Raw genomic sequence first — 19,081 nt, 5'->3', positions numbered from 1 at the left:
GGAGTTTGCCATGCGTGCCCTGTCCTGCCTTGGATGCCTGCTGCTGCTGGCCAGTGCCAGCGCCGTGGCTGGCCCGGTCTATAAATGGAAGGACGCCCATGGCGTGACCCAGTACTCGGAGACCCCGCCGGCGGGCAAAAAGTACGAGACCCGGGAGCAGGCGCGCAGCCCGCAGACTGCAGCCAGCACCCAGACTCCGGCTGCACCGGTGCCCGAGCAGTGCAGCACCGCCCGTGCCAACCTGGCCTTGCTGGATGGTGGCGGCCAGGTGATGCAGGACACCGATGGTGATGGCAAGGCCGATACCCCGTTGAGCCCGGAGCAGCGCACCGCGCAGAAGGGGCTGGCGGAGGCCGCGATCAAGGCGTACTGCCCACCGGCAAGTTAAGGGGGTCGGCAGGGCTGCGCCCTGCACCTGCAGAGGCTGCATGCAACGGCAACGGCAACGTCAAAAGCGGGCATTCCGTGGAATGGCGGGGCGGTGTCGGATTGCGGGGACGCCGCAAGTACGTCCATGTAGGCCTGGCCGCGGCATCCATGCGGCTGACACCCCGCAATCCGACACCGCCCCACCCCCGACAGATTCCCGGTGGCCAATAGATCCACGCCATGCGTGGATGAAATCTGTCGGATCTCGAATTGAATCCGGGGTCAGATCCGTTTTCCTGCGGAAAACGGATCTGACCCCAGGAGCCATTCCGACAGCTCGCAGGAAACTGTCGAAGGCGGGGTGGGTCCGTTTGCGGGAGTGTCCGCGGCATGGATGCCGCGGCCAAGCCCCCAGGGATGGGTTTACGGCGTCTCCCGCAACCTGACCCACCCCGCCATCCCACGGGAAGCCCGCTGTTGCTGTTGCTGTTGCTGTTGCAGCTGACGTTGCTTGAGGCGGGTGCAGGGCGCAGCCCTGCCGATACCCCTCCCCCCGGCCGGGCTGGCAGAATAGGCGTCTCTGCCGTTATCCGAAGCCGACGATGCGCCTCTCCCAGTTCCACCTGCACACCACCAAGGAAACCCCCAGCGACGCCGAGCTCACCAGCCACCGGCTGATGCTGCGCGCGGGCATGATCCGCAAGCTGGCATCGGGCCTGTACACCTGGTCGCCGCTGGGCCTGCGCGTGCTGCGCAAGGTCGAGCGCATCGTGCGCGAGGAAATGGACCGCGCCGGTGCCGTGGAATTCCAGATCCCGACCATCCAGCCGAAGGAACTGTGGGAGCAGACCGGGCGCTGGCAGAAGTTCGGCCCGCAGCTGCTGAAGATCAAGGACCGCAAGGACCAGGTGTTCTGCTACAGCCCGACCGCCGAGGAAGCAGCCTGCGACTTCGCGCGCAGCGAGCTGTCCAGCTACAAGCAATTGCCGGTGAACTTCTACCAGGTACAGACCAAGTTCCGCGACGAGATCCGCCCGCGTTTCGGCGTGATGCGTTCGCGCGAGTTCCTGATGAAGGACGCCTATTCGTTCCACCTGCACGACGAGTGCCTGGTGCGCGAATACGAGAACATGAAGTCGGCCTACAGCCGCATCTTCACCCGCCTCGGCCTGGACTTCCGCATGGTGCAGGCCGACTCCGGCGCAATCGGCGGCGATGCGTCGCAGGAATTCCACGTGATCGCCGATTCCGGTGAAGACGCGCTGGTGTTCTCCACCGGCTCGGACTACGCGGCCAACATGGAAGCGGCGATTGCCGCCGATCCGGCGCCGCGTGCGGCCGCCAGCGAAGCCATGCGCAAGGTCGACACCCCCAGCCAGAAGACCTGCGAGGAGGTCGCGGCCCTGCTCGGCATCGACCTGCAGCGCACGGTGAAGTCGGTGGCGCTGATCGCGGGTGAAGGAAAGGCACAGCAGTTCGTGCTGGTACTGGTGCGCGGTGACCATGAAGTCAACGAGATCAAGCTGGCCAAGGTTGCCGGCCTGGACGAACAGCGCTTCGCCAGCGAGGCGGAGATCGCCGAGCATCTGGGCAGCGTGCCGGGCTTCCTCGGCCCGGTCGCCCCGGCCAAGCCCATCCGCGTGGTCGCCGATCGCGAAGTGGCGGCGATGTCGGACTTCGTCGTCGGCGCCAACGAAACCGGCTTCCACCTGGCCGGCGTCAACTGGGGCCGCGACCTGCCGGAACCGGAAGTGGCGGACATCCGCAACGTGCGTGCCGGTGACCGCGCAGTGGACGGTGGCGAACTGAAGATCGCCCGTGGCATCGAAGTCGGCCACGTGTTCCAGCTCGGTCGCAAGTACGCCGAAGCGCTGGATGCCACCGTGCTGGATGAAAACGGCAAGGCGGCGGTGATGGCGATGGGCTGCTATGGCATCGGTATCTCGCGCGTGGTAGCTGCCGCGATCGAACAGAACCATGACGATGCCGGCATCATCTGGCCGGACGCGATGGCGCCGTGGCAGGTGGTGGTGTGCGTGATCAACCCGAAGGGCGATGCTGCCGTGGCCGACGCTGCGGCCAACCTGTTGCAGGAACTGCGCGATGCCGGCCTGGACGCGGCGCTTGACGATCGCGGCCTGCGCCCGGGCGCGATGTTCGCCGACATGGAACTGATCGGCATCCCGCACCGCGTGGTGGTCAGCGAACGCGGCCTGGCCGCCGGTACCTACGAATACCGCTCGCGCCGCGCCAGCGAAGCAGAAAGCCTGGACAAGGCCTCCCTGCTGCAGCGTCTGCAGGGCTGATCAGGAAAAAGACCGGGCCCTGCCCCGGTCTTTTTTTTCTGCCGCGGTCTTCCCCGATATTGCAGCGGACATAATCCGGTCAAAATCACCGCGACGGCGCCTGCATGCCGCCACGCCATGACCCGCCTGCATTTGTGCTGTGATTAATTCATCTCTATTCTGTCCGCCGACGCCATGGACTGGCTTGTCCCGTCCACACATTAGTTTCCGGAGTAACCGTAAATGAGCATTGACCTGACCGGCCTGTCAGCACGCGAGCTGGGCGCCCTGATCCGTACCGCCAAGAAGCAGCAGACCATCGTCGCCAAGCGCCGGCCGATCACCAAGGTCCGGGCCCAGCTGACCAAGCTGGCCAAGACCGAGGGTTACACCATCGAAGAACTGTTCGGCAGCGCCCCGGCCACGCGTGCCCGCAAGGCCGCTCCGGCCGCCAAGGCCCCGTCGAAGACCGCCGGCCGCAAGCTGGGCAAGGTTGCCCCGAAGTACCGCAACCCGGCCAACCCCAAGGAAACCTGGACCGGCCGTGGCAAGCAGCCGCGCTGGATGGCTGAGCTGACTGCCAAGGGCAACAAGAAGCCGGAAGATTTCCTGATCAAGAAGGCCTGAGGCCGGATCGGGATGCAATGGAAAACGCCGGCGAAAGCCGGCGTTTTTTGTTTGTAGAGCCGAGCCCACGCTCGGCTATCCATATCCGAAGCCGAGCATGGGCTCGGCTCTACAGAGTCTTGCGGGCGGGCATCAGCAGATTGCCGAACAGCAGGCCGGCCACCAGTGCCATCACCACGTTGAGCACGGTAAGGAACACGCTCTGGCCGGCGCCCACGTCCTGCTGCTGGACCAGGGTCAGCACGCCGCGCAGGCTGGTGCTGCCGGGCACCATCATGATGATGCCGGGCAGGCGGATGATCGCGCCCGGACGCCCGACCAGACGACCGAACAGATTGCCACCGGCCGTCAGCAGCATCGCCGACAGGAAGATGCCGGCCGGCGCGCCCCAGGCGTGGCCGCCAAACTTGGAGATCGCATAACCGGCCACCGAGGCGGCAATCACCCACGGATAGTCGCGACGATTGGCCTTGAACAGCATCGCGAACGCGAATGCCGCGGTCAGCAGCGAGCCCCACTCCACCCACGGCCCCTGCGGCCGAGCCGCGCGGATCACCGGGTCCAGGCCGAGCACGTCGGCCAGGGTCACCGCGATCATCGCGCCGACGCTGAGCTTCATGATGGTGGTCAGCGCGCCGGCAAAGCGCGCGGTGCCCGATACCCAGTGCTGGCTGGCCAGTTCGTTGACCGCATTGGTCAGCGACATGCCGGGCAGCAGCACTACCAGCGAGGCGATGATCACCGTGTTGAGGTTGAGCGCACCAATAAAGGACGCAACCAGCGTGGCGACCAGGCCGGCCAACAGCGCGGCCAGTGCCTCGGCGGCTTCCCGGGTGGCCGGGCGACGGTCGGTGACCATGCCGAGCAGGCCGATCATCAGGCCGATGACACCGGCGGTCGCAATGTCCAGCCACGGCAGCTTCCACATGCCGGCCACGCCGGCCGCGCCAAGGGTGAACGAGAGGATCGTGCGCAGCTTGCCGCGCCGGCCCGGATCCTTGTCCAGCTGGCGCAGCGCGGTGTGGCCCTGGGCGATGCTCATCCGGCCGTTGGCCACTTCTTCGGCAATATGGTCGGCGACGCTGAGCTTGTGCAGGTCGTTCTCGCCGGGCGCCAGGCGGATCACCCGGGTGATGTCACTGGAGCCGATCGCCTGCGCCGGATCGCTGAAGCTGAGGATGATGCCGGTGGGGTTCGACCACGGTTCACAATCCAGGTCGAGCTGGCGAGCCAGTGCCACCACCGCCGTTTCCAGGCGCTGGGCCGTGGTGCCATAGCTGTGCAGGCGTCCGGCGATCTCGGAAACGAAGGCCACCCGCTGCGCGTAGGTGGCCTGGGGCGTGGGGATCGTGTGAGCATCTGCGGACATGCGCCGTAGTATTACCTAGGCGGGGCCTGACCGGAGAAATTCATCCGAGTTCGACGCGATGGCCAATACAGAACGGTTATGCTGCGACCGGAATGGCCCAAGTGACCCCGAACCACGCCCCCCAGCTCGAACAGGACGCCCATGATCCGGGCGTGATCCGCCTGTCCGGCACCTGGACCTTGAAGACCGCGCTGGCCGCGGCCGAGGTCCTGCGTGGCGTTCCTGACACGCTGACCGGCATCGATGCCACCGCCATCGAGAAGATGGATTCGGCCGGCGTGCTGCAGGTGCTGCGCGTGGCCCATCGCGCCGACCTCGGCGAAGACGCACTGAAGTTCCGCGCGGATCACCAGGCGCTGGTGTGCACCATCGAGGAAGTCGCCGACGACCGGCCCAAGCCCAAGCGCGACTTCGGCGTGCTGGCGGCACTGGAGCGGCTGGGTGTCAGCGTCCATGCCACAGGCCACAACATCAAGGCGCTGTGCAGTTTCCTCGGCGAGAACCTGGTCAAGGCGGCCCGCCTGGTCAAGGAACCGCGCCGCTTCCGCCTTACCGCCACCGTGCACCAGATGGAGCAGGTCGGGCTGGATGCGGTGCCGCTGGTGGCACTGCTGTCCTACCTGGTCGGTGCGGTGATCGCCTTCCTCGGCTCGACCATCCTGCGCGACTTCGGCGCCGAGATCTACGTGGTCGAACTGGTCAACATCGCCTTCCTGCGCGAGTTCGCGGTGCTGCTGACCGCGATCGTGCTGGCCGGCCGTACCGCCAGCGCCTTCACCGCACAGATCGGCGCGATGAAGGCGCGCGAGGAAATCGATGCGATGCGCACGCTGGGCCTGGACCCGGTCGACCTGCTGGTGCTGCCTCGCTTGCTGGCGTTGCTGGTCACCCTGCCCCTGCTGACCTTCATCGCGATGATCGCCGGCCTGGCCGGCGGCGTCACCGTCGGTGCGTTCGACCTCGACATCCCGCCGCAGATGTACATCGCGCGCATGCACGAGACCATGGAGGTGCGGCACATGCTGGTCGGCCTGTCGAAGGCGCCGGTGTTCGCGCTGGTGATCGGCCTGATCGGCTGCCTGGAAGGCCTGAAGGTCGAAGGCACGGCACAGTCGGTAGGCGAACGCACTACTTCCAGCGTGGTGCAGACGATCTCGCTGGTGATCATCATCGACGCCTTCGCGGCGTTGTGGTTCATGCACATGGGCTGGTGACATGAGCACGCATCCGACGCCCGAAGACATTCCCATGCAGGACGACGACGGCCACGAGCTGGCCATCCGCGTGCGCGGCCTGGTCAACCGTTTCGGCAGCCAGACCGTGCACGAAGACCTGGACCTGGACGTGCGTCGCGGCGAGATCCTGGGCGTGGTCGGTGGCTCCGGCACCGGCAAGTCGGTGCTGATGCGCTCCATCCTGGGCCTGCGCACGCCCGACGAAGGCCAGATCGAAGTGCTGGGCCGCGACGCGCGTGCCGACGACGCCGAGAGCCGCCTGCACATCGAACGCAACACCGGCGTGCTGTTCCAGGACGGCGCACTGTTTTCGTCACTGACCGTGGGCGAGAACGTGCAGGTGCCGCTGAAGGAACACTACCGCGAACTGCCCGAGCGCTGGCATTACGAGCTGGCACTGCTGAAGGTGAAGCTGGCCGGCCTGCCCGCCGACGCGATCAACAAGCTGCCCTCGCAGCTGTCCGGCGGCATGCGCAAGCGCGCCGGCCTGGCCCGGGCGCTGGCGCTGGACCCGCCGCTGCTGTTCCTGGACGAACCCACCGCCGGCCTCGACCCGATCGGCGCGGCCGCGTTCGACCGACTGATCAAGACCCTGCAGGAAGCGCTGGGGCTGACCGTGTTCCTGATCACCCACGACCTGGACACCCTGTACGCCATCTGCGACCGCGTGGCCGTGCTGGCCGACCGCAGGGTCGTTGCCAACGCCCCCCTCCCGGAAATCGAGAAACTGGATCATCCGTGGATCCAGGAATACTTCCACGGACCCCGCGCGCGCGCCGCGCGTGGCGAACAGATCGAGAGTGCCTGAGCCATGGAAACCAAAGCCAACTACGTGCTGATCGGCGCGTTCACCCTGATCACCGGCCTGGCCCTGCTGGCGTTCGGCCTGTGGGCGGCCAAGTACTCTTCCGACCGCACCTGGCAGGAATACCGCGTGGTGTTCCGCGAGGCGGTGACCGGCCTGTCGGTGGGCAGCCCGGTGCAGTACAACGGCATCGCGGTCGGGTCGATCGTCGAACTGAACCTGGTGCCGGACGACCCGCGCCAGGTGGTCGCACGCATCCGCCTGAACTCGACCACGCCGGTCAAGACCGATACCCGCGCCAAGCTGGCGATCACCAGCCTCACCGGCCCGTCGATCATCCAGCTCAGCGGCGGTACGCCGCAGTCGCCGGCGCTGACCACGGTCAACAAGGATCCGGCACCGATCATACCGACCACGCCGTCGGCGCTGCAGAACATCACTGATGTTGCCAACCGCATCGTCGAGCGCATGGACCAGATCCTCAGCGACCGCAATGTAGCCTCGATCAACGCCACGCTGGCCAACCTGGAGACCATCAGCGGTGGCCTGGCCGACCGCGACCAGGGTACCCAGGCGCTGCTGCTCAGCGCGCGCGATGCCGCCCGCAGCCTGGACACCACGCTGAAGACCACCAACGGCACCATCGAGCGCCTGGACAGGAACCTGGTGCAGCAGCTGCCGGGCATCATCGACAAGCTCGATGCCACCCTGGCCAAGCTCGACTCGGCCGCCGGCAACGCCGATTCGATCCTTGGCGAGAACCGCGCCGCGATCAACAGCTTCGCCAATGATGGCCTCGGCCAGCTCGGCCCGACGCTGACCGAACTGCGCGGCCTGATCCGCGACCTGCGCCGGGTCAGCGACCGCCTCGAGAACAACCCCGCGCGCTACCTGCTGGGCCGCGACGCACCGAAGGAGTTCGAACCCAAATGAGCCCGATGCCCCTTCCGCGCCTGCTGCTGGCCGCTTCGCTGGTCACCCTGCTGGGCGGCTGCTCCATCCTTGGCAGCAGCGAGAAAACCGCAGTGACGCTGTACTCGCCCGCCGTGCAGGTGAAGGCCGACCCGGCGTGGCCGCAGGCCAGCTGGCAGCTGGTACTGGCCAAGCCGAGCGCCGCGCGCCTGGTCGACAGCCCGCGCATCAATGTGCGGCCGACGCCTTCGCAGATGGAAATCTACAAGGGCGCCAGCTGGGCACAGCCGGCCACCGACATGATCGAGGACACCCTGCTGCGCGGCTTCGAGGATTCCGGGCGCATCCGCGGCGTGGCGCGCAGCACCGCCGGCATCCGTGCCGACTACAAGCTGTCCACCGACGTGCGCCGCTTCGAATCGGATTACCAGGGCCAGGCCACGCCGACCGTGGTGATCGAGGTCAACGCCAAGCTGATCCACGTCGCCGACCAGCGCGTGGTGGCCGACCGTACGTTCCGCCAGGCGCAGCCGGTCGGCAGCACCGACGTACCGGCGGTGACCGCGGCGTTCGAACGTGGCCTGCAGCAGCTGGCGCAGGATGTGGTGGGGTGGACACTGGTGAGCGGGCAGGCCGACCAGCCTAACGTCGCGCGCTGATCGATCAGCGCGGCGCAATCCAGCGGAACGTCAGGTTGATCCGCTCACCCTGCACCCGCGCCATCTTCGGAAGCGCGTGCTGGTAGAACCTCTGCGTCTGCCCCGCCATTACCAGCAGATCGCCATGGCCGAGCAGGTACTCGGCCTTGCGCGCCGGATCATCGCGCCGGCGCAGCAGGAATCGACGCGATGCGCCCAGACTCAGCGACGCAATCACCGGGGCCGGACCCAACTCCGGCTCGTCATCGCTGTGCCATCCCATGTAGTCGCCGCCGCCGCGATAGCGGTTCAGCAGCACGCTGTTGAAGCGGCCGAAGCCATCGTCCTGCAGGCGCTCGCGCATGCCCTGCAGGGACGGCGGCCACGGGTGCGGCACGAATTCTGCCCCCGAGTAGCGATAGCGCGCCTGCGGATCACCTATCCAGCAGCTCAACCGTGGCGAATCCACCCAGCTGCCGAACATGCGGATGCGATGCACCTCCCACGGCACGCCGGCTTGCAGATCGCGCTGCAAGGCATCGGCCTCGGCGGGAGACAGCCAGGCCGGGAGGTGGCGGACGTCGGCATCGGGAAGGTCGTGGGGGAACAGCATGGGCGCCCCAAGGGAAAGGGGGGGCGACCGAAGGCCGCCCCGGAACGTCAGCGGCGCGCGAACGCCACGCCCGTTTTTTCCTTCAGTTCGTCATCACTGACACCCGGCGCGGCCTCCACCAGCAGCAGGCCCTTGTCAGTCACGTCGAACACCGCCAGGTCGGTGATGATGCGGTCGACCACGCCCACGCCGGTCAGCGGCAGCGTGCATTCGGCCAGGATCTTGTGCTCGCCGTTCTTGGCGGTGTGCTCCATCAGTACCACCACGCGCTGCACGCCGGCCACCAGGTCCATCGCGCCGCCCATGCCCTTGACCATCTTGCCGGGCACCATCCAGTTGGCCAGGTCGCCCTTGTCGGTGACCTGCATGGCGCCGAGGATGGCCAGGTTGACGTGGCCACCACGGATCATCGCGAAGCTGTCGTGGCTGCCGAAGTAGCTGGCGCCCGCACGTGCGGTGACCGTCTGCTTGCCGGCGTTGATCAGGTCGGCGTCGACCTCGGCGTCGGTCGGGAACGGGCCAATGCCGAGCAGGCCGTTCTCCGACTGCAGCCACACATCCACGCCGTCGGGAATGTGGTTGGCGACCAGGGTCGGCAGGCCGATGCCAAGGTTCACGTAGGCGCCATCGGTCAGTTCCTGGGCGGCACGGGCCGCCATTTCATCGCGGGTCCACGCCATGTCAGTTGCCCTCCGCGCGGATGGTGCGCTGTTCGATTCGCTTCTCAGGATGCGCGTTGTGCACGATGCGGTGCACATAGATGCCCGGCAAGTGAACCTGGTCCGGATCAATCGCACCGACCGGCACCACCTCTTCCACTTCCACGATGCAGACCTTGCCGGCCATCGCGCAGGCCGGGTTGAAGTTGCGCGCGGTCTTGCGGAACACCAGGTTGCCAGCCTCGTCGGCCTTCCAGGCCTTGACCAGTGCCACATCGGCGCGCAGCGCGGTTTCCATCACGTAGTGCTTGCCATCGAACTCGCGGGTTTCCTTGCCTTCGGCCACCACTGTGCCATAGCCGGTGGCGGTGAAGAACGCCGGAATGCCTGCGCCGCCAGCACGCAGGCGTTCGGCCAGGGTGCCCTGCGGGTTGAATTCCAGCTCGAGCTCGCCGGCCAGGAACTGCCGCTCGAACTCCTTGTTCTCGCCCACATAGGACGAAATCATCTTCTTGATCTGCCGGGTTTCCAGCAGCTGGCCCAGACCGAAACCATCGACCCCGGCATTGTTGGAGATCACGGTCAGGCCCTTGGCGCCACTGTCGCGCAGCGCGGCGATCAGGGCCTCGGGAATGCCACACAGGCCGAAGCCGCCCACGGCCAGCGTCTGGCCATCGGCGACCACCCCTTGCAGGGCCTCCGCCGCACTGGCGAAACGCTTGCTGCGCTTGCCGGTGGAAGTCGATTGCTGCATTGCTGTACTACCCTGCACGTTGAGGATGACCGCATTCTAGCTGGAGGGCGGCGAAGGGCCTGGATGCGCCGCAGCATTGCACGGGCATCGCACTGGGTTCCGTAGAATGCTTGGTTCCCCTGCCAATGGCCGGCCCCATGCCCGGCCCACCCTCGTTGATGGCCCATACCTACACCGAAGAAGACCTGCTCCGCTGGATGGACGCGTGGACACTGGAAAAGAGCGAACGTTGCCTGTCCGGCGTCCGCAACATGCATCTGACCAGTGGAATGCTCATCGCCGAAGTGAAAGGCTCGGCCAGATATCCCTACAGGGTGGAAATCGATCTGGAAGCCAGCCTGCGCCATCCTCGCAGCCGCCTGCAAAGTGAATGCTCGTGCCCTGTCGGCCATCACTGCAAGCACGTGGCGGCCGTGCTGATCGCCCACATGCTGGATGCAGCAGACCTGGGCGATGACGATCCAGCGTCGGAGCACGAACCGGTCCAGTCGCCACGCCGCGAACTGCTGGAACAGCTGTCACGCTGGCAGTCCGTCAGAGCCCAGCCTCCCCGGTCACGTAGAAACGGCATCATCTTCGAGCTGTCCACGTTCAATCACCGGCCTTCCATCCTGCTCCGTCGCGTCAAGTACGCCCTCGACGACACGATCGAGTTCGACAAGTGGCAGGAAATCACCCCTCAGCTGTTGCTGGAACCGCCCGCCTACCTGACGCAGGCCGACCTGGCCGCGGTGGCGCAGCTGTGGGCCCTGCATCAGTCGGTGAAACCGCCGGAGTGGTTCGACGTCGGCACGATCCTGCAGTCGATCGTGTCCAGCGGGCATGGCTGGGTGTCATGTGGCATGCATGATCGCGTGCCAGCCAGGCCCGGCACACCACGTCGCGGTACGTTGGGGTGGAGCGCAGAGACGACTCACGGCAGGTTGCTGCTGGCGCCGGCACTGAGCGTGGAAGGCGATGCGGAAGGCCTCGTACTGGGATCTAGTGCCGGTTACCTGGATCCGGTCTCCGGTGAAGTCGGCCTTCTCCTGCTGGACGTCAAGCCAGAGGACGCGGACGCGTTCCTCGCCCTTCCCCACCTGCTCCCCGATGAGGAACCGATCGTGGCGCAACTGCTGCAACAGATCGACCCCGCGCTGCCGCGCCCCGGTGCAGGCGACACACTGCCTACGCTGCAGATCAGCGCCATGACCCCCGTGCTGCGCCTGCATACGATCGAGTTCCGCCCGGCATGGCTTGGCCACCGCGACGCTTCGCAATGGGCCGATATCGCCACCGTGGCCTTCGAATACGACGAGCACGTGCGGTTCCTGGATGATCCGAGCCTGTTCGCCCACGATCCGGAGGGCCAGCTTGCGCTGCTGCCCCGCGACCTGGCCGAGGAATCACGGCGCGAGGCCGAGCTGCGCACGGTGGGACTGCATCGCGACACGGCGCCGCGGGCGCCATTGGAGGGCGCAGGACCTCAGTTCCAGCTGCGCACCCATGACTGGACACGGTTCCTGCTGGACGACGTACCGCGCCTGGAAGCCTTGGGCTGGAAGGTAGAGACCGACGACGATTTCCGCCATCGCATCACCCGGGTGGATGAGATCGACCTGGACATCCAGGCGGACCCGGCGGATGCGGGCTGGTTCAACCTGGGCCTGGACATCCAGGTGGAAGGCCGCAACGTGTCGATGGTTCCGCTGCTGCAGCAGGTGCTGCAGTCCGATCCCCGCTGGATGCGTGGCCAGCTGGACGCCATCGGCGATGATGAGAACATTCTGTTGACGGCGGGCGACAACACGCGCCTGGCATTGCGGGCCGCACGACTGAAACCGATCATGGCCCTGTTGACGGACCTGTTCGCCCAGCGTGGCGCGCCGCTGCGCCTGTCTGTGCTTGACCGTGGCCGCCTGCAGGCGCTGCAGGACACGGCGCGCCTGCAGTTCCGCGGGCGCAAGGACACCCAGGCACTGGTGCAGCGGCTGATGCAGGCACCCGCATTGGGCGAAGTGCCGCCGCCGGCAGGGCTGGTGGCAACGCTGCGTCCCTATCAGCGCGAAGGCCTGTCGTGGCTGCAGTACCTGCGCCAGCAGGGCCTGGGGGGCGTGCTGGCCGATGACATGGGCCTGGGCAAAACCGTGCAGACGCTGGCGCATGTGCTGGTCGAGAAGGAAGCCGGTCGCCTGGACCGTCCGGCGCTGCTGGTGGTGCCCACTTCGCTGCTGCACAACTGGCAGAGCGAAGCGGCACGCTTCACCCCGGGCCTGCGCGTGCTGACCCTGCACGGGCCGGCACGTGAAACGCTGTTCGAGGCGATTCCCGGGCACGACCTTGTACTGACCACCTACCCTCTGCTGTGGCGCGACGAGCAGGCGCTGCAGGCACATACCTACCATCTGCTGATTCTGGATGAAGCCCAGCAGGTGAAGAATCCGAAGTCACGCGCGGCCATCGCCCTGCGCACGCTGCAGGCGCGCCACCGGCTGTGCCTGACCGGCACGCCGCTGGAAAACCACCTGGGCGAGCTGTGGACGCAGTTCGACTTCCTGCTGCCCGGCCTGATAGGCAGCGAGAAACAGTTCAACCAGCATTGGCGCCATCCGATCGAACGTGGCAGCGACCACCGCCGCGCCACCTTGCTGGCGCAACGGCTGCGTCCGTTCATACTGCGCCGGCGCAAGGACCAGGTGGCTTCAGAGCTTCCGCCCAAGACCGTCATTACCCGCGCGGTGGAAATGGAAGGCGGCCAGCGTGATCTCTATGAAACCGTGCGCGCAGCGATGGAAAAGCAGGTGCGCGAAGCCATCAGCGGCAGCGGGCTGGCGCGCAGCCACATCGTGGTACTGGATGCGTTGCTGAAGCTGCGCCAGGTCTGCTGCGATCCGCGCCTGCTGCCGGGCGACATCCCCGCCCGCAATGCCGGTTCGGCAAAGCTCGAGCTGCTGCGCGAGATGCTTCCGTCGATGGTCGAGGAGGGCCGGCGCATCCTGTTGTTCTCGCAGTTCACCGGCATGCTCGCGCTGATCGCGCAGGCACTGGATCAGTTGGGCTTGGCCTATGTGACCCTGACCGGCGACACCCAGGACCGGGCCACGCCGGTGCAGCGCTTCATGCAGGGCGAGGTGCCGGTATTCCTGATCAGCCTGAAGGCAGGTGGCGTCGGGTTGAACCTGACCGCCGCCGATACCGTCATCCACTTCGACCCGTGGTGGAATCCGGCGGCCGAAAACCAGGCCAGCGATCGCGCCCATCGCATCGGCCAGCAGCAGCCGGTGTTCGTTTACCGGCTGATCGCCGCAGGCAGCATCGAAGAACGGATTGCCGAGCTGCAGGAGCGCAAGGCCACGCTGGCCGACGCCATTCTCGAAAGCGGCGGCGCTACGGGGCCACGCTTCAGCGAAGAAGACGTGCAGGCGCTGCTGGCGCCGTTGCCGGGCCTGCCCGGCAAGCGTTTGCGCAAAGCGGGCAAGCGGTCGACGCGAAGCTGACCTCCGGACGCCAGTCAGGTGGCGTTCCCCGATGGAAACGATTCCCATACATGACTGGGACTACAATTGGGGACTGAGCTCACAAAGGAACTGATCGATGCCCCTGCCCGCCTTCAAGGCCTACGATATCCGCGGCCGTGTGCCGGAAGAACTGAACGAAGACCTGGCCCGCCGCATCGGCGTCGCCTTGGCCGCGCAGCTCGCTCCCGGTCCAGTGGTCCTCGGCCACGATGTGCGCCTGACCAGCCCGGCGCTGCAGGATGCACTGGCCACCGGCCTGCGTGGTACCGGGCGCGAGGTGATCGACATCGGCCTGTGCGGCACGGAAGAAGTCTATTTCCAGACCGACCATCTGGGCGCGGCCGGCGGCGTGATGGTCACCGCCAGCCACAACCCGATGGATTACAACGGCATGAAGCTGGTCAAGGAGAATGCCCGGCCGATCAGCTCCGATACCGGCCTGTTCGCAATCTCCGACGCGGTTTCCGCCGATACGTCCGAGGCCCAGCCGCCGCGTGCCGGGCAGGTTGCCCAGCACGACAAGAGCGCCTACATCCAGCACCTGCTCAGCTATGTCGATGCCAGCAGGCTCAAGCCGCTGAAGCTGGTGGTGAATGCCGGTAACGGCGGCGCGGGCGCGATCGTCGACCTGCTGGCCCCGCACCTGCCGTTCGAGTTCATCCGCATCTGCCACGAACCGGACGGCAGCTTCCCCAACGGCATTCCCAACCCGCTGCTGCCGGAGAACCGCGCCGCCACCGCCGATGCGGTGCGTGAACACGGTGCCGATTTCGGCATTGCCTGGGACGGTGACTTCGACCGCTGCTTCTTCTTCGACCACACCGGCCGCTTCATCGAGGGCTACTACCTGGTCGGTCTGCTGGCCAAGGCGATCCTGGCACGCAATCCCGGCGGCAAGGTCGTGCATGACCCGCGCCTGGTCTGGAACACCGTGGATATGGTCGAACAGGCGGGCGGTGTGCCGGTGCAGTGCAAGAGCGGCCACGCCTTCATCAAGGAAAAGATGCGCGCCGAAGACGCCGTGTACGGTGGCGAGATGAGCGCCCACCACTATTTCCGCGAGTTCGCCTATGCCGACTCCGGCATGATCCCGTGGCTGCTGATCGCGCAGCTGATCTCCGAGAGCGGCCGCTCACTGGCCGAGTGGGTCGAAGACCGCATGGCGGCCTATCCGTGCAGTGGCGAGATCAACTTCAAGGTGGCCGATGCCAAGGCTGCCGTGGCCCGCGTGATGGAGCACTTCGCGGCGCAATCACCGGTACTGGATCACACCGACGGCATCAGTGCCGACTTCGGCGGCTGGCGCTTCAACCTGCGCAGCTCCAACACCGAACCGCTGCTGCGCCTGAATGTCGAAGCCCGTGGTGACGCCGCGCTGATGCAGGCGCGTACCGACGAAATTTCCCGCCTAATCCAGCAGTAATCAAGGACGACCATGAGCATCATCCAGCCCGTCATTCTGTCCGGTGGCTCCGGCACCCGCCTGTGGCCGCTGTCGCGCGAGTCCTACCCCAAGCAGTTTCTACCCTTGGCCAGCGAGCTGACGATGCTGCAGGCCACTTGGAAGCGGGTGGCGCCGATCGCCGCGCATGGCCCGCTGGTGATCGCCAACGAGGAGCACCGCTTTGTCGCTGCCGAGCAGCTGCAGCAGGTCGGCGCCGAGCCGGCGGCCATCATCCTGGAACCGGTTGGCCGCAACACGGCGCCGGCAATCGCGGTCGCAGCCCTGGAAGCCACCCGCGACGGCGCCGATGCGCTGCTGCTGGTGCTGCCCTCGGACCATGTGATCACCGACGAAGCCGCCTTCCGCAGCGCCGTGCAGGCCGCCGCCAGTGCCGCCGAAACCGGCAAGCTGGTGACCTTCGGCATCGTGCCGACCGGCCCGGAAACCGGCTACGGCTATATCAAGGCCGCCGATGGGCAGGGCCTGCGTGCGGTCGAGCGCTTTGTCGAAAAGCCCGACCTCGAGACCGCCAGCGGTTACGTCAGCAGCGGCCAGTATTACTGGAACAGCGGCATGTTCCTGTTCAAGGCCTCGCGCTACCTGCAGGAACTGGAGCGCTTCCAGCCCGGCATGCTGGCCGGCAGCCGCCAGGCCTGGCAGCAGGCCCGCCGCGATTCGGATTTCACCCGCCTGGACAAGGACGCCTTCGCCGCCGTTCCCTCTGATTCCATCGACTATGCCGTGATGGAAAAAACCGCCGACGCCGTGGTGATTCCGTTGGACGCCGGCTGGAACGATGTCGGCTCGTGGACAGCCCTGCGCGATGTCTCGCAGCAGGACGGCGATGGCAACGCCCACCAGGGCGATGTGATCGCCATCGACTGCCGCAACACCTATGCCTATGCACAGCGCCTGGTGGCACTGGTCGGCCTGGATGACGTGATTGTCGTCGAGACCGACGACGCGGTGCTGGTCGGCAGGGCCGACCGCATGCAGGAGGTCAAGACCGTTGTCGGTCAGCTGAAGTCCGAAGGCCGCAGCGAGGCCACGTGGCATCGCAAGGTCTACCGCCCGTGGGGCGCGTACGATTCAATCGACAATGGTGCACGCTTCCAGGTCAAGCGCATCACGGTCAAGCCCGGCGGCACACTCAGCCTGCAGATGCATCATCACCGCGCCGAGCACTGGATCGTGGTCAGCGGCACCGCAGAAGTGACCCGCGGCGACGAAGTGATCCTGCTCAGCGAAAACCAGAGCACGTACATCCCGCTGGGAGTGACCCATCGCCTGCGCAACCCGGGCAAGCTGCCGCTGGAACTGATCGAAGTGCAGTCCGGCAGCTACCTTGGCGAGGACGACATCGTGCGCTTCGAGGATACCTACGGGCGCAGCTGACCCGGCGCCCGCTGGAGGCGACCGACCGTTGGTTGGGGTGGGTGCCGACCGTTGGTCGGGGTGGGTGCCGACCGTTGGTCGGGGTGGGTGCCGACCGTTGGTCGGCACGCCGCCTGCCGGGTCAGGCAATCTCCGCCATCACCCGCTTCAGGCCATCCTGCCAACTCGGCAGTACGATACTGAAATCCTGCTGCAGCTTGCGGTTGTCCAGCACCGACCAGGCCGGGCGCTTGGCCGGGGTCGGATACTCGGAACTGGGAATCGCCTCGACCGCCGGCACCTTCGCCAACACGCCGGTAACCAGCGCTTCGGCGAAGATCGCTTCGGCGAACCCATGCCAGCTGGTCTGGCCGCTGGCGGTCAGGTGCCAGGTACCGGACAGTTGGCCCGGATGCCGCAGCGCCTGCGCAGTAACATCAGCGATCAGCGCGGCCGGCGTCGGCGTACCGACCTGGTCGGCCACCACACGCAGCTGGTCGCGCTCGGCGCCGACGCGCAACATGGTGCGCAGGAAATTTGCCCCATGCGAGGCATACACCCAGGCCGTGCGGAAGATCAGGTGGCGACCGCCGGCCGCGCGTACCGCATCCTCACCATCGCGCTTGCTGGTGCCATACACACCCAGCGGCGCGGTCGGCTCGTCCTCGCGGTACGGCGCGGTGCCCTGGCCATCGAACACGTAGTCGGTGGAGTAATGCACGAACGGCACGCCATGGGCCGCACACCAACGCGCGATCATGCCAGGCGCCTGCGCGTTGGCCGCAAACGCAGCTTCCACATCCTGCTCGGCACGATCAACGGCGGTATAGGCCGCAGCATTCACCACCACCGACGGCTGAAGACGGTCCAGCAGGGCCGGCAGGCTTTCAGGTTGGCCGAAATCGGCGGTTTCGCAGGCGCTGCCATCCGGCAGAGTGCCGCTGCGGGTGGTCGCGACCACCTTGCCCAGCGGCGCCAGCGCGCGCAGCAGCTCCTGGCCGACCTGGCCGTTGCCACCGAACACCAGCACGGTCATGGCGCGCCCTGGGCGGCGGTGTAGACCGGCAGGCGGTCTTCGGCGATGTCCTTCAGGAACGGCGCGTTCTCGTCCTTGGCCGACAACGTCGGTGCACTGACTGGCCAGTCCACGGCGATATCCGCATCGTTCCAGCGCACGCCGGCATCGAAGTCCTTCAGGTAGACCTCGGTGCACAGATAGCTGAACACCGCGCGCTCGGACAGGACGGCGAAACCGTGGGCGAAGCCTTCCGGAATCCAGAACTGCTTCTTGTTCTCCGCGCTCAGCACCACCGCTTCCCACTGGCCGAAGGTCGGCGAACCCCGACGGATGTCGACGGCCACGTCATAGACCTCGCCTTCCAGCACGCTGACCAGCTTGCCCTGCGGCCGCGGCCACTGGTAATGCAGGCCACGCAGCACGCCCTGCGCCGAGGTGGAGACATTGCTCTGCACGAAGCGGTCCGGCAAGCCCAGTGTGGCAAAGCGTTCGGCGTTCCAGGTTTCGAAGAAGTAGCCGCGTGCGTCGCCGAACACCGCCGGCTCGATCACCACGCAGCCAGGCAACTTGGTTTCAATCACTTTCACGGAACAACTCCACGCAGGGCGAGCTTGTGCAGGTACTGGCCGTAGCCATTCTTGATCAGCGGCGCGGCGAGTGCCTCCAGCTGTTCGGCGGTGATCCAGCCCTGGCCAAACGAGATTTCTTCCGGGCAGCAGACCTGCAGGCCCTGCCGGGTCTGGATGGTCTCGATGAAGTTGGAGGCTTCCAGCAGCGACTGGTGGGTGCCGGTATCGAGCCAGGCATAGCCACGGCCGAGCGCTTCCAGGTGCAGGTTTCTCTCGCCCAGATAGCGCTTGTTGAGATCGGTGATCTCCAGCTCGCCGCGCGGCGACGGCTTCAGCTCGGACGCGTAATCGCTTGCCTTGCCGTCATAGAAGTACAGGCCAGTCACCGCATAGTTCGAACGCGGGTTTTCCGGCTTCTCCACCAGATCGATGACCTTGCCGCTCTTGTCGAACTCGGCCACGCCATAGCGCTCCGGATCATTCACCCAGTAGCCGAACACGGTGGCACCGTCGGTGCGCTCATCGGCGCGCTTGAGCACGTCGCGCAGGCCGTGGCCGTGGAAGATGTTGTCACCCAGCACCAGGCAGCTCGGTTTGCCGGCCACGAAGTCGCGGCCGATCAGGTAGGCCTGGGCCAGGCCATCGGGGCTGGGCTGCACCGCGTACTGGATGTCCATGCCCCACTGCGAACCATCGCCCAGCAGCTGCTGGAACAGGGCCTGCTCGTGCGGGGTGTTGATGATCAGCACCTCGCGGATGCCCGCCAGCATCAGCACGCTGAGCGGGTAGTAGATCATCGGCTTGTCGTACACCGGCAGCAGCTGCTTGCTGACGCCCTTGGTGATCGGATACAGCCGGGTGCCGGAGCCGCCGGCGAGGATGATGCCCTTGCGCTGCGTCATGGTGTCTCCCG

At 66.4% G+C, this 19,081-nt stretch carries 17 protein-coding genes; 10 read left to right on the top strand and 7 right to left on the bottom strand.

What is annotated here, in order from left to right; all coding sequences use genetic code 11:
• Positions 1–10: 10 nt before the first annotated feature.
• From G370_RS0112990 to G370_RS0112980, 3 genes are all read left to right on the top strand, one after another.
• On the top strand, positions 11–388 hold the full coding sequence (locus tag G370_RS0112990) for a DUF4124 domain-containing protein (protein WP_026347125.1): 378 nt from the start codon (positions 11–13) through the stop codon (positions 386–388).
• A 583-nt stretch (positions 389–971) separates the two neighbouring features.
• Positions 972–2,675: a proline--tRNA ligase gene (locus tag G370_RS0112985; RefSeq protein WP_019660984.1), complete on the top strand. Its 1,704-nt coding sequence runs from the start codon at positions 972–974 to the stop codon at positions 2,673–2,675.
• Positions 2,676–2,897: 222 nt separating this feature from the next.
• Complete coding sequence (locus G370_RS0112980; protein WP_010480700.1) at positions 2,898–3,281, top strand: H-NS histone family protein; 384 nt, start codon at positions 2,898–2,900, stop codon at positions 3,279–3,281.
• Between the two features lie 109 nt (positions 3,282–3,390).
• On the opposite strand, the gene G370_RS0112975 is transcribed toward G370_RS0112980, so the two are convergent.
• Positions 3,391–4,650 carry a threonine/serine exporter family protein gene (locus G370_RS0112975; RefSeq protein ID WP_019660983.1) on the bottom strand — a complete coding sequence of 420 codons (1,260 nt, stop codon included), beginning with the start codon at positions 4,648–4,650 and terminating at the stop codon, positions 3,391–3,393.
• 92 nt (positions 4,651–4,742) lie between these two features.
• Between G370_RS0112975 and G370_RS0112970 the strand changes: the two genes are divergently transcribed.
• The 4 genes from G370_RS0112970 to G370_RS0112955 are packed head-to-tail and all read left to right on the top strand — an operon-like array spanning position 4,743 to position 8,261.
• The gene (locus tag G370_RS0112970) at positions 4,743–5,864 is read left to right on the top strand and encodes an ABC transporter permease (RefSeq protein WP_019660982.1); all 1,122 of its coding nucleotides are present in this window, start codon (positions 4,743–4,745) and stop codon (positions 5,862–5,864) included.
• A 1-nt stretch (position 5,865) separates the two neighbouring features.
• On the top strand, positions 5,866–6,693 hold the full coding sequence (locus tag G370_RS0112965; RefSeq protein WP_019660981.1) for an ABC transporter ATP-binding protein: 828 nt from the start codon (positions 5,866–5,868) through the stop codon (positions 6,691–6,693).
• Positions 6,694–6,696: 3 nt separating this feature from the next.
• On the top strand, positions 6,697–7,623 hold the full coding sequence (locus G370_RS0112960; RefSeq protein WP_019660980.1) for an MlaD family protein: 927 nt from the start codon (positions 6,697–6,699) through the stop codon (positions 7,621–7,623).
• A complete protein-coding gene (locus G370_RS0112955; protein ID WP_019660979.1) occupies positions 7,620–8,261 on the top strand; it encodes an ABC-type transport auxiliary lipoprotein family protein in 642 nt (213 codons plus the stop codon). The genes G370_RS0112960 and G370_RS0112955 overlap by 4 nt, the downstream gene beginning before the upstream one ends.
• 4 nt (positions 8,262–8,265) lie before the next feature.
• Here the strand turns inward: G370_RS0112955 and G370_RS0112950 are convergent, their stop codons facing one another.
• Genes G370_RS0112950 through G370_RS0112940 form a run of 3 tightly spaced genes read right to left on the bottom strand, consistent with a single transcriptional unit; the run spans position 8,266 to position 10,266 of the window.
• On the bottom strand, positions 8,266–8,853 hold the full coding sequence (locus G370_RS0112950) for an alpha-ketoglutarate-dependent dioxygenase AlkB family protein (RefSeq protein WP_019660978.1): 588 nt from the start codon (positions 8,851–8,853) through the stop codon (positions 8,266–8,268).
• 47 nt (positions 8,854–8,900) lie between these two features.
• Positions 8,901–9,533: a CoA transferase subunit B gene (locus G370_RS0112945; RefSeq protein ID WP_019660977.1), complete on the bottom strand. Its 633-nt coding sequence runs from the start codon at positions 9,531–9,533 to the stop codon at positions 8,901–8,903.
• A 1-nt stretch (position 9,534) separates the two neighbouring features.
• Positions 9,535–10,266 (bottom strand): CoA transferase subunit A, encoded by a 732-nt coding sequence (locus G370_RS0112940; protein WP_019660976.1) that lies wholly within the window; start codon positions 10,264–10,266, stop codon positions 9,535–9,537.
• 158 nt (positions 10,267–10,424) lie between these two features.
• On the opposite strand from G370_RS0112940, the gene G370_RS0112935 reads away from it, so the two are divergent.
• The 3 genes from G370_RS0112935 to G370_RS0112925 all read left to right on the top strand — a co-directional run bounded on the left by G370_RS0112935 (position 10,425) and on the right by G370_RS0112925 (position 16,602).
• A complete protein-coding gene (locus tag G370_RS0112935; protein WP_019660975.1) occupies positions 10,425–13,742 on the top strand; it encodes a DEAD/DEAH box helicase in 3,318 nt (1,105 codons plus the stop codon).
• A 97-nt stretch (positions 13,743–13,839) separates the two neighbouring features.
• Entirely contained in the window at positions 13,840–15,186 is a 1,347-nt protein-coding gene (locus G370_RS0112930; RefSeq protein ID WP_019660974.1) for a phosphohexomutase domain-containing protein, read from the top strand.
• 12 nt (positions 15,187–15,198) lie between these two features.
• Entirely contained in the window at positions 15,199–16,602 is a 1,404-nt protein-coding gene (locus tag G370_RS0112925; RefSeq protein WP_019660973.1) for a mannose-1-phosphate guanylyltransferase/mannose-6-phosphate isomerase, read from the top strand.
• 121 nt (positions 16,603–16,723) lie between these two features.
• Here G370_RS0112925 and rfbD read toward each other — a convergent pair whose 3' ends face one another.
• The 3 genes from rfbD to rfbA are packed head-to-tail and all read right to left on the bottom strand — an operon-like array spanning position 16,724 to position 19,070.
• The gene (gene rfbD, locus G370_RS0112920) at positions 16,724–17,617 is read right to left on the bottom strand and encodes a dTDP-4-dehydrorhamnose reductase (protein WP_019660972.1); all 894 of its coding nucleotides are present in this window, start codon (positions 17,615–17,617) and stop codon (positions 16,724–16,726) included.
• Positions 17,614–18,186, bottom strand: coding sequence for a dTDP-4-dehydrorhamnose 3,5-epimerase (gene rfbC, locus G370_RS0112915; RefSeq protein ID WP_019660971.1), 573 nt, complete (start codon positions 18,184–18,186; stop codon positions 17,614–17,616). Before rfbC ends, rfbD begins: the two co-directional genes overlap by 4 nt.
• Positions 18,183–19,070: a glucose-1-phosphate thymidylyltransferase RfbA gene (rfbA, locus tag G370_RS0112910; protein ID WP_019660970.1), complete on the bottom strand. Its 888-nt coding sequence runs from the start codon at positions 19,068–19,070 to the stop codon at positions 18,183–18,185. Before rfbA ends, rfbC begins: the two co-directional genes overlap by 4 nt.
• Between the last annotated feature and the right edge of the window lie 11 nt (positions 19,071–19,081).

It is taken from the genome of Stenotrophomonas hibiscicola ATCC 19867 (assembly GCF_000382065.1).
In the GTDB taxonomy this organism is placed as follows: Bacteria; Pseudomonadota; Gammaproteobacteria; order Xanthomonadales; family Xanthomonadaceae; genus Stenotrophomonas; species Stenotrophomonas hibiscicola.
Note: the sequence above shows the minus strand (reverse complement) of the source record. Positions and strands in the feature narration are given on the sequence as shown.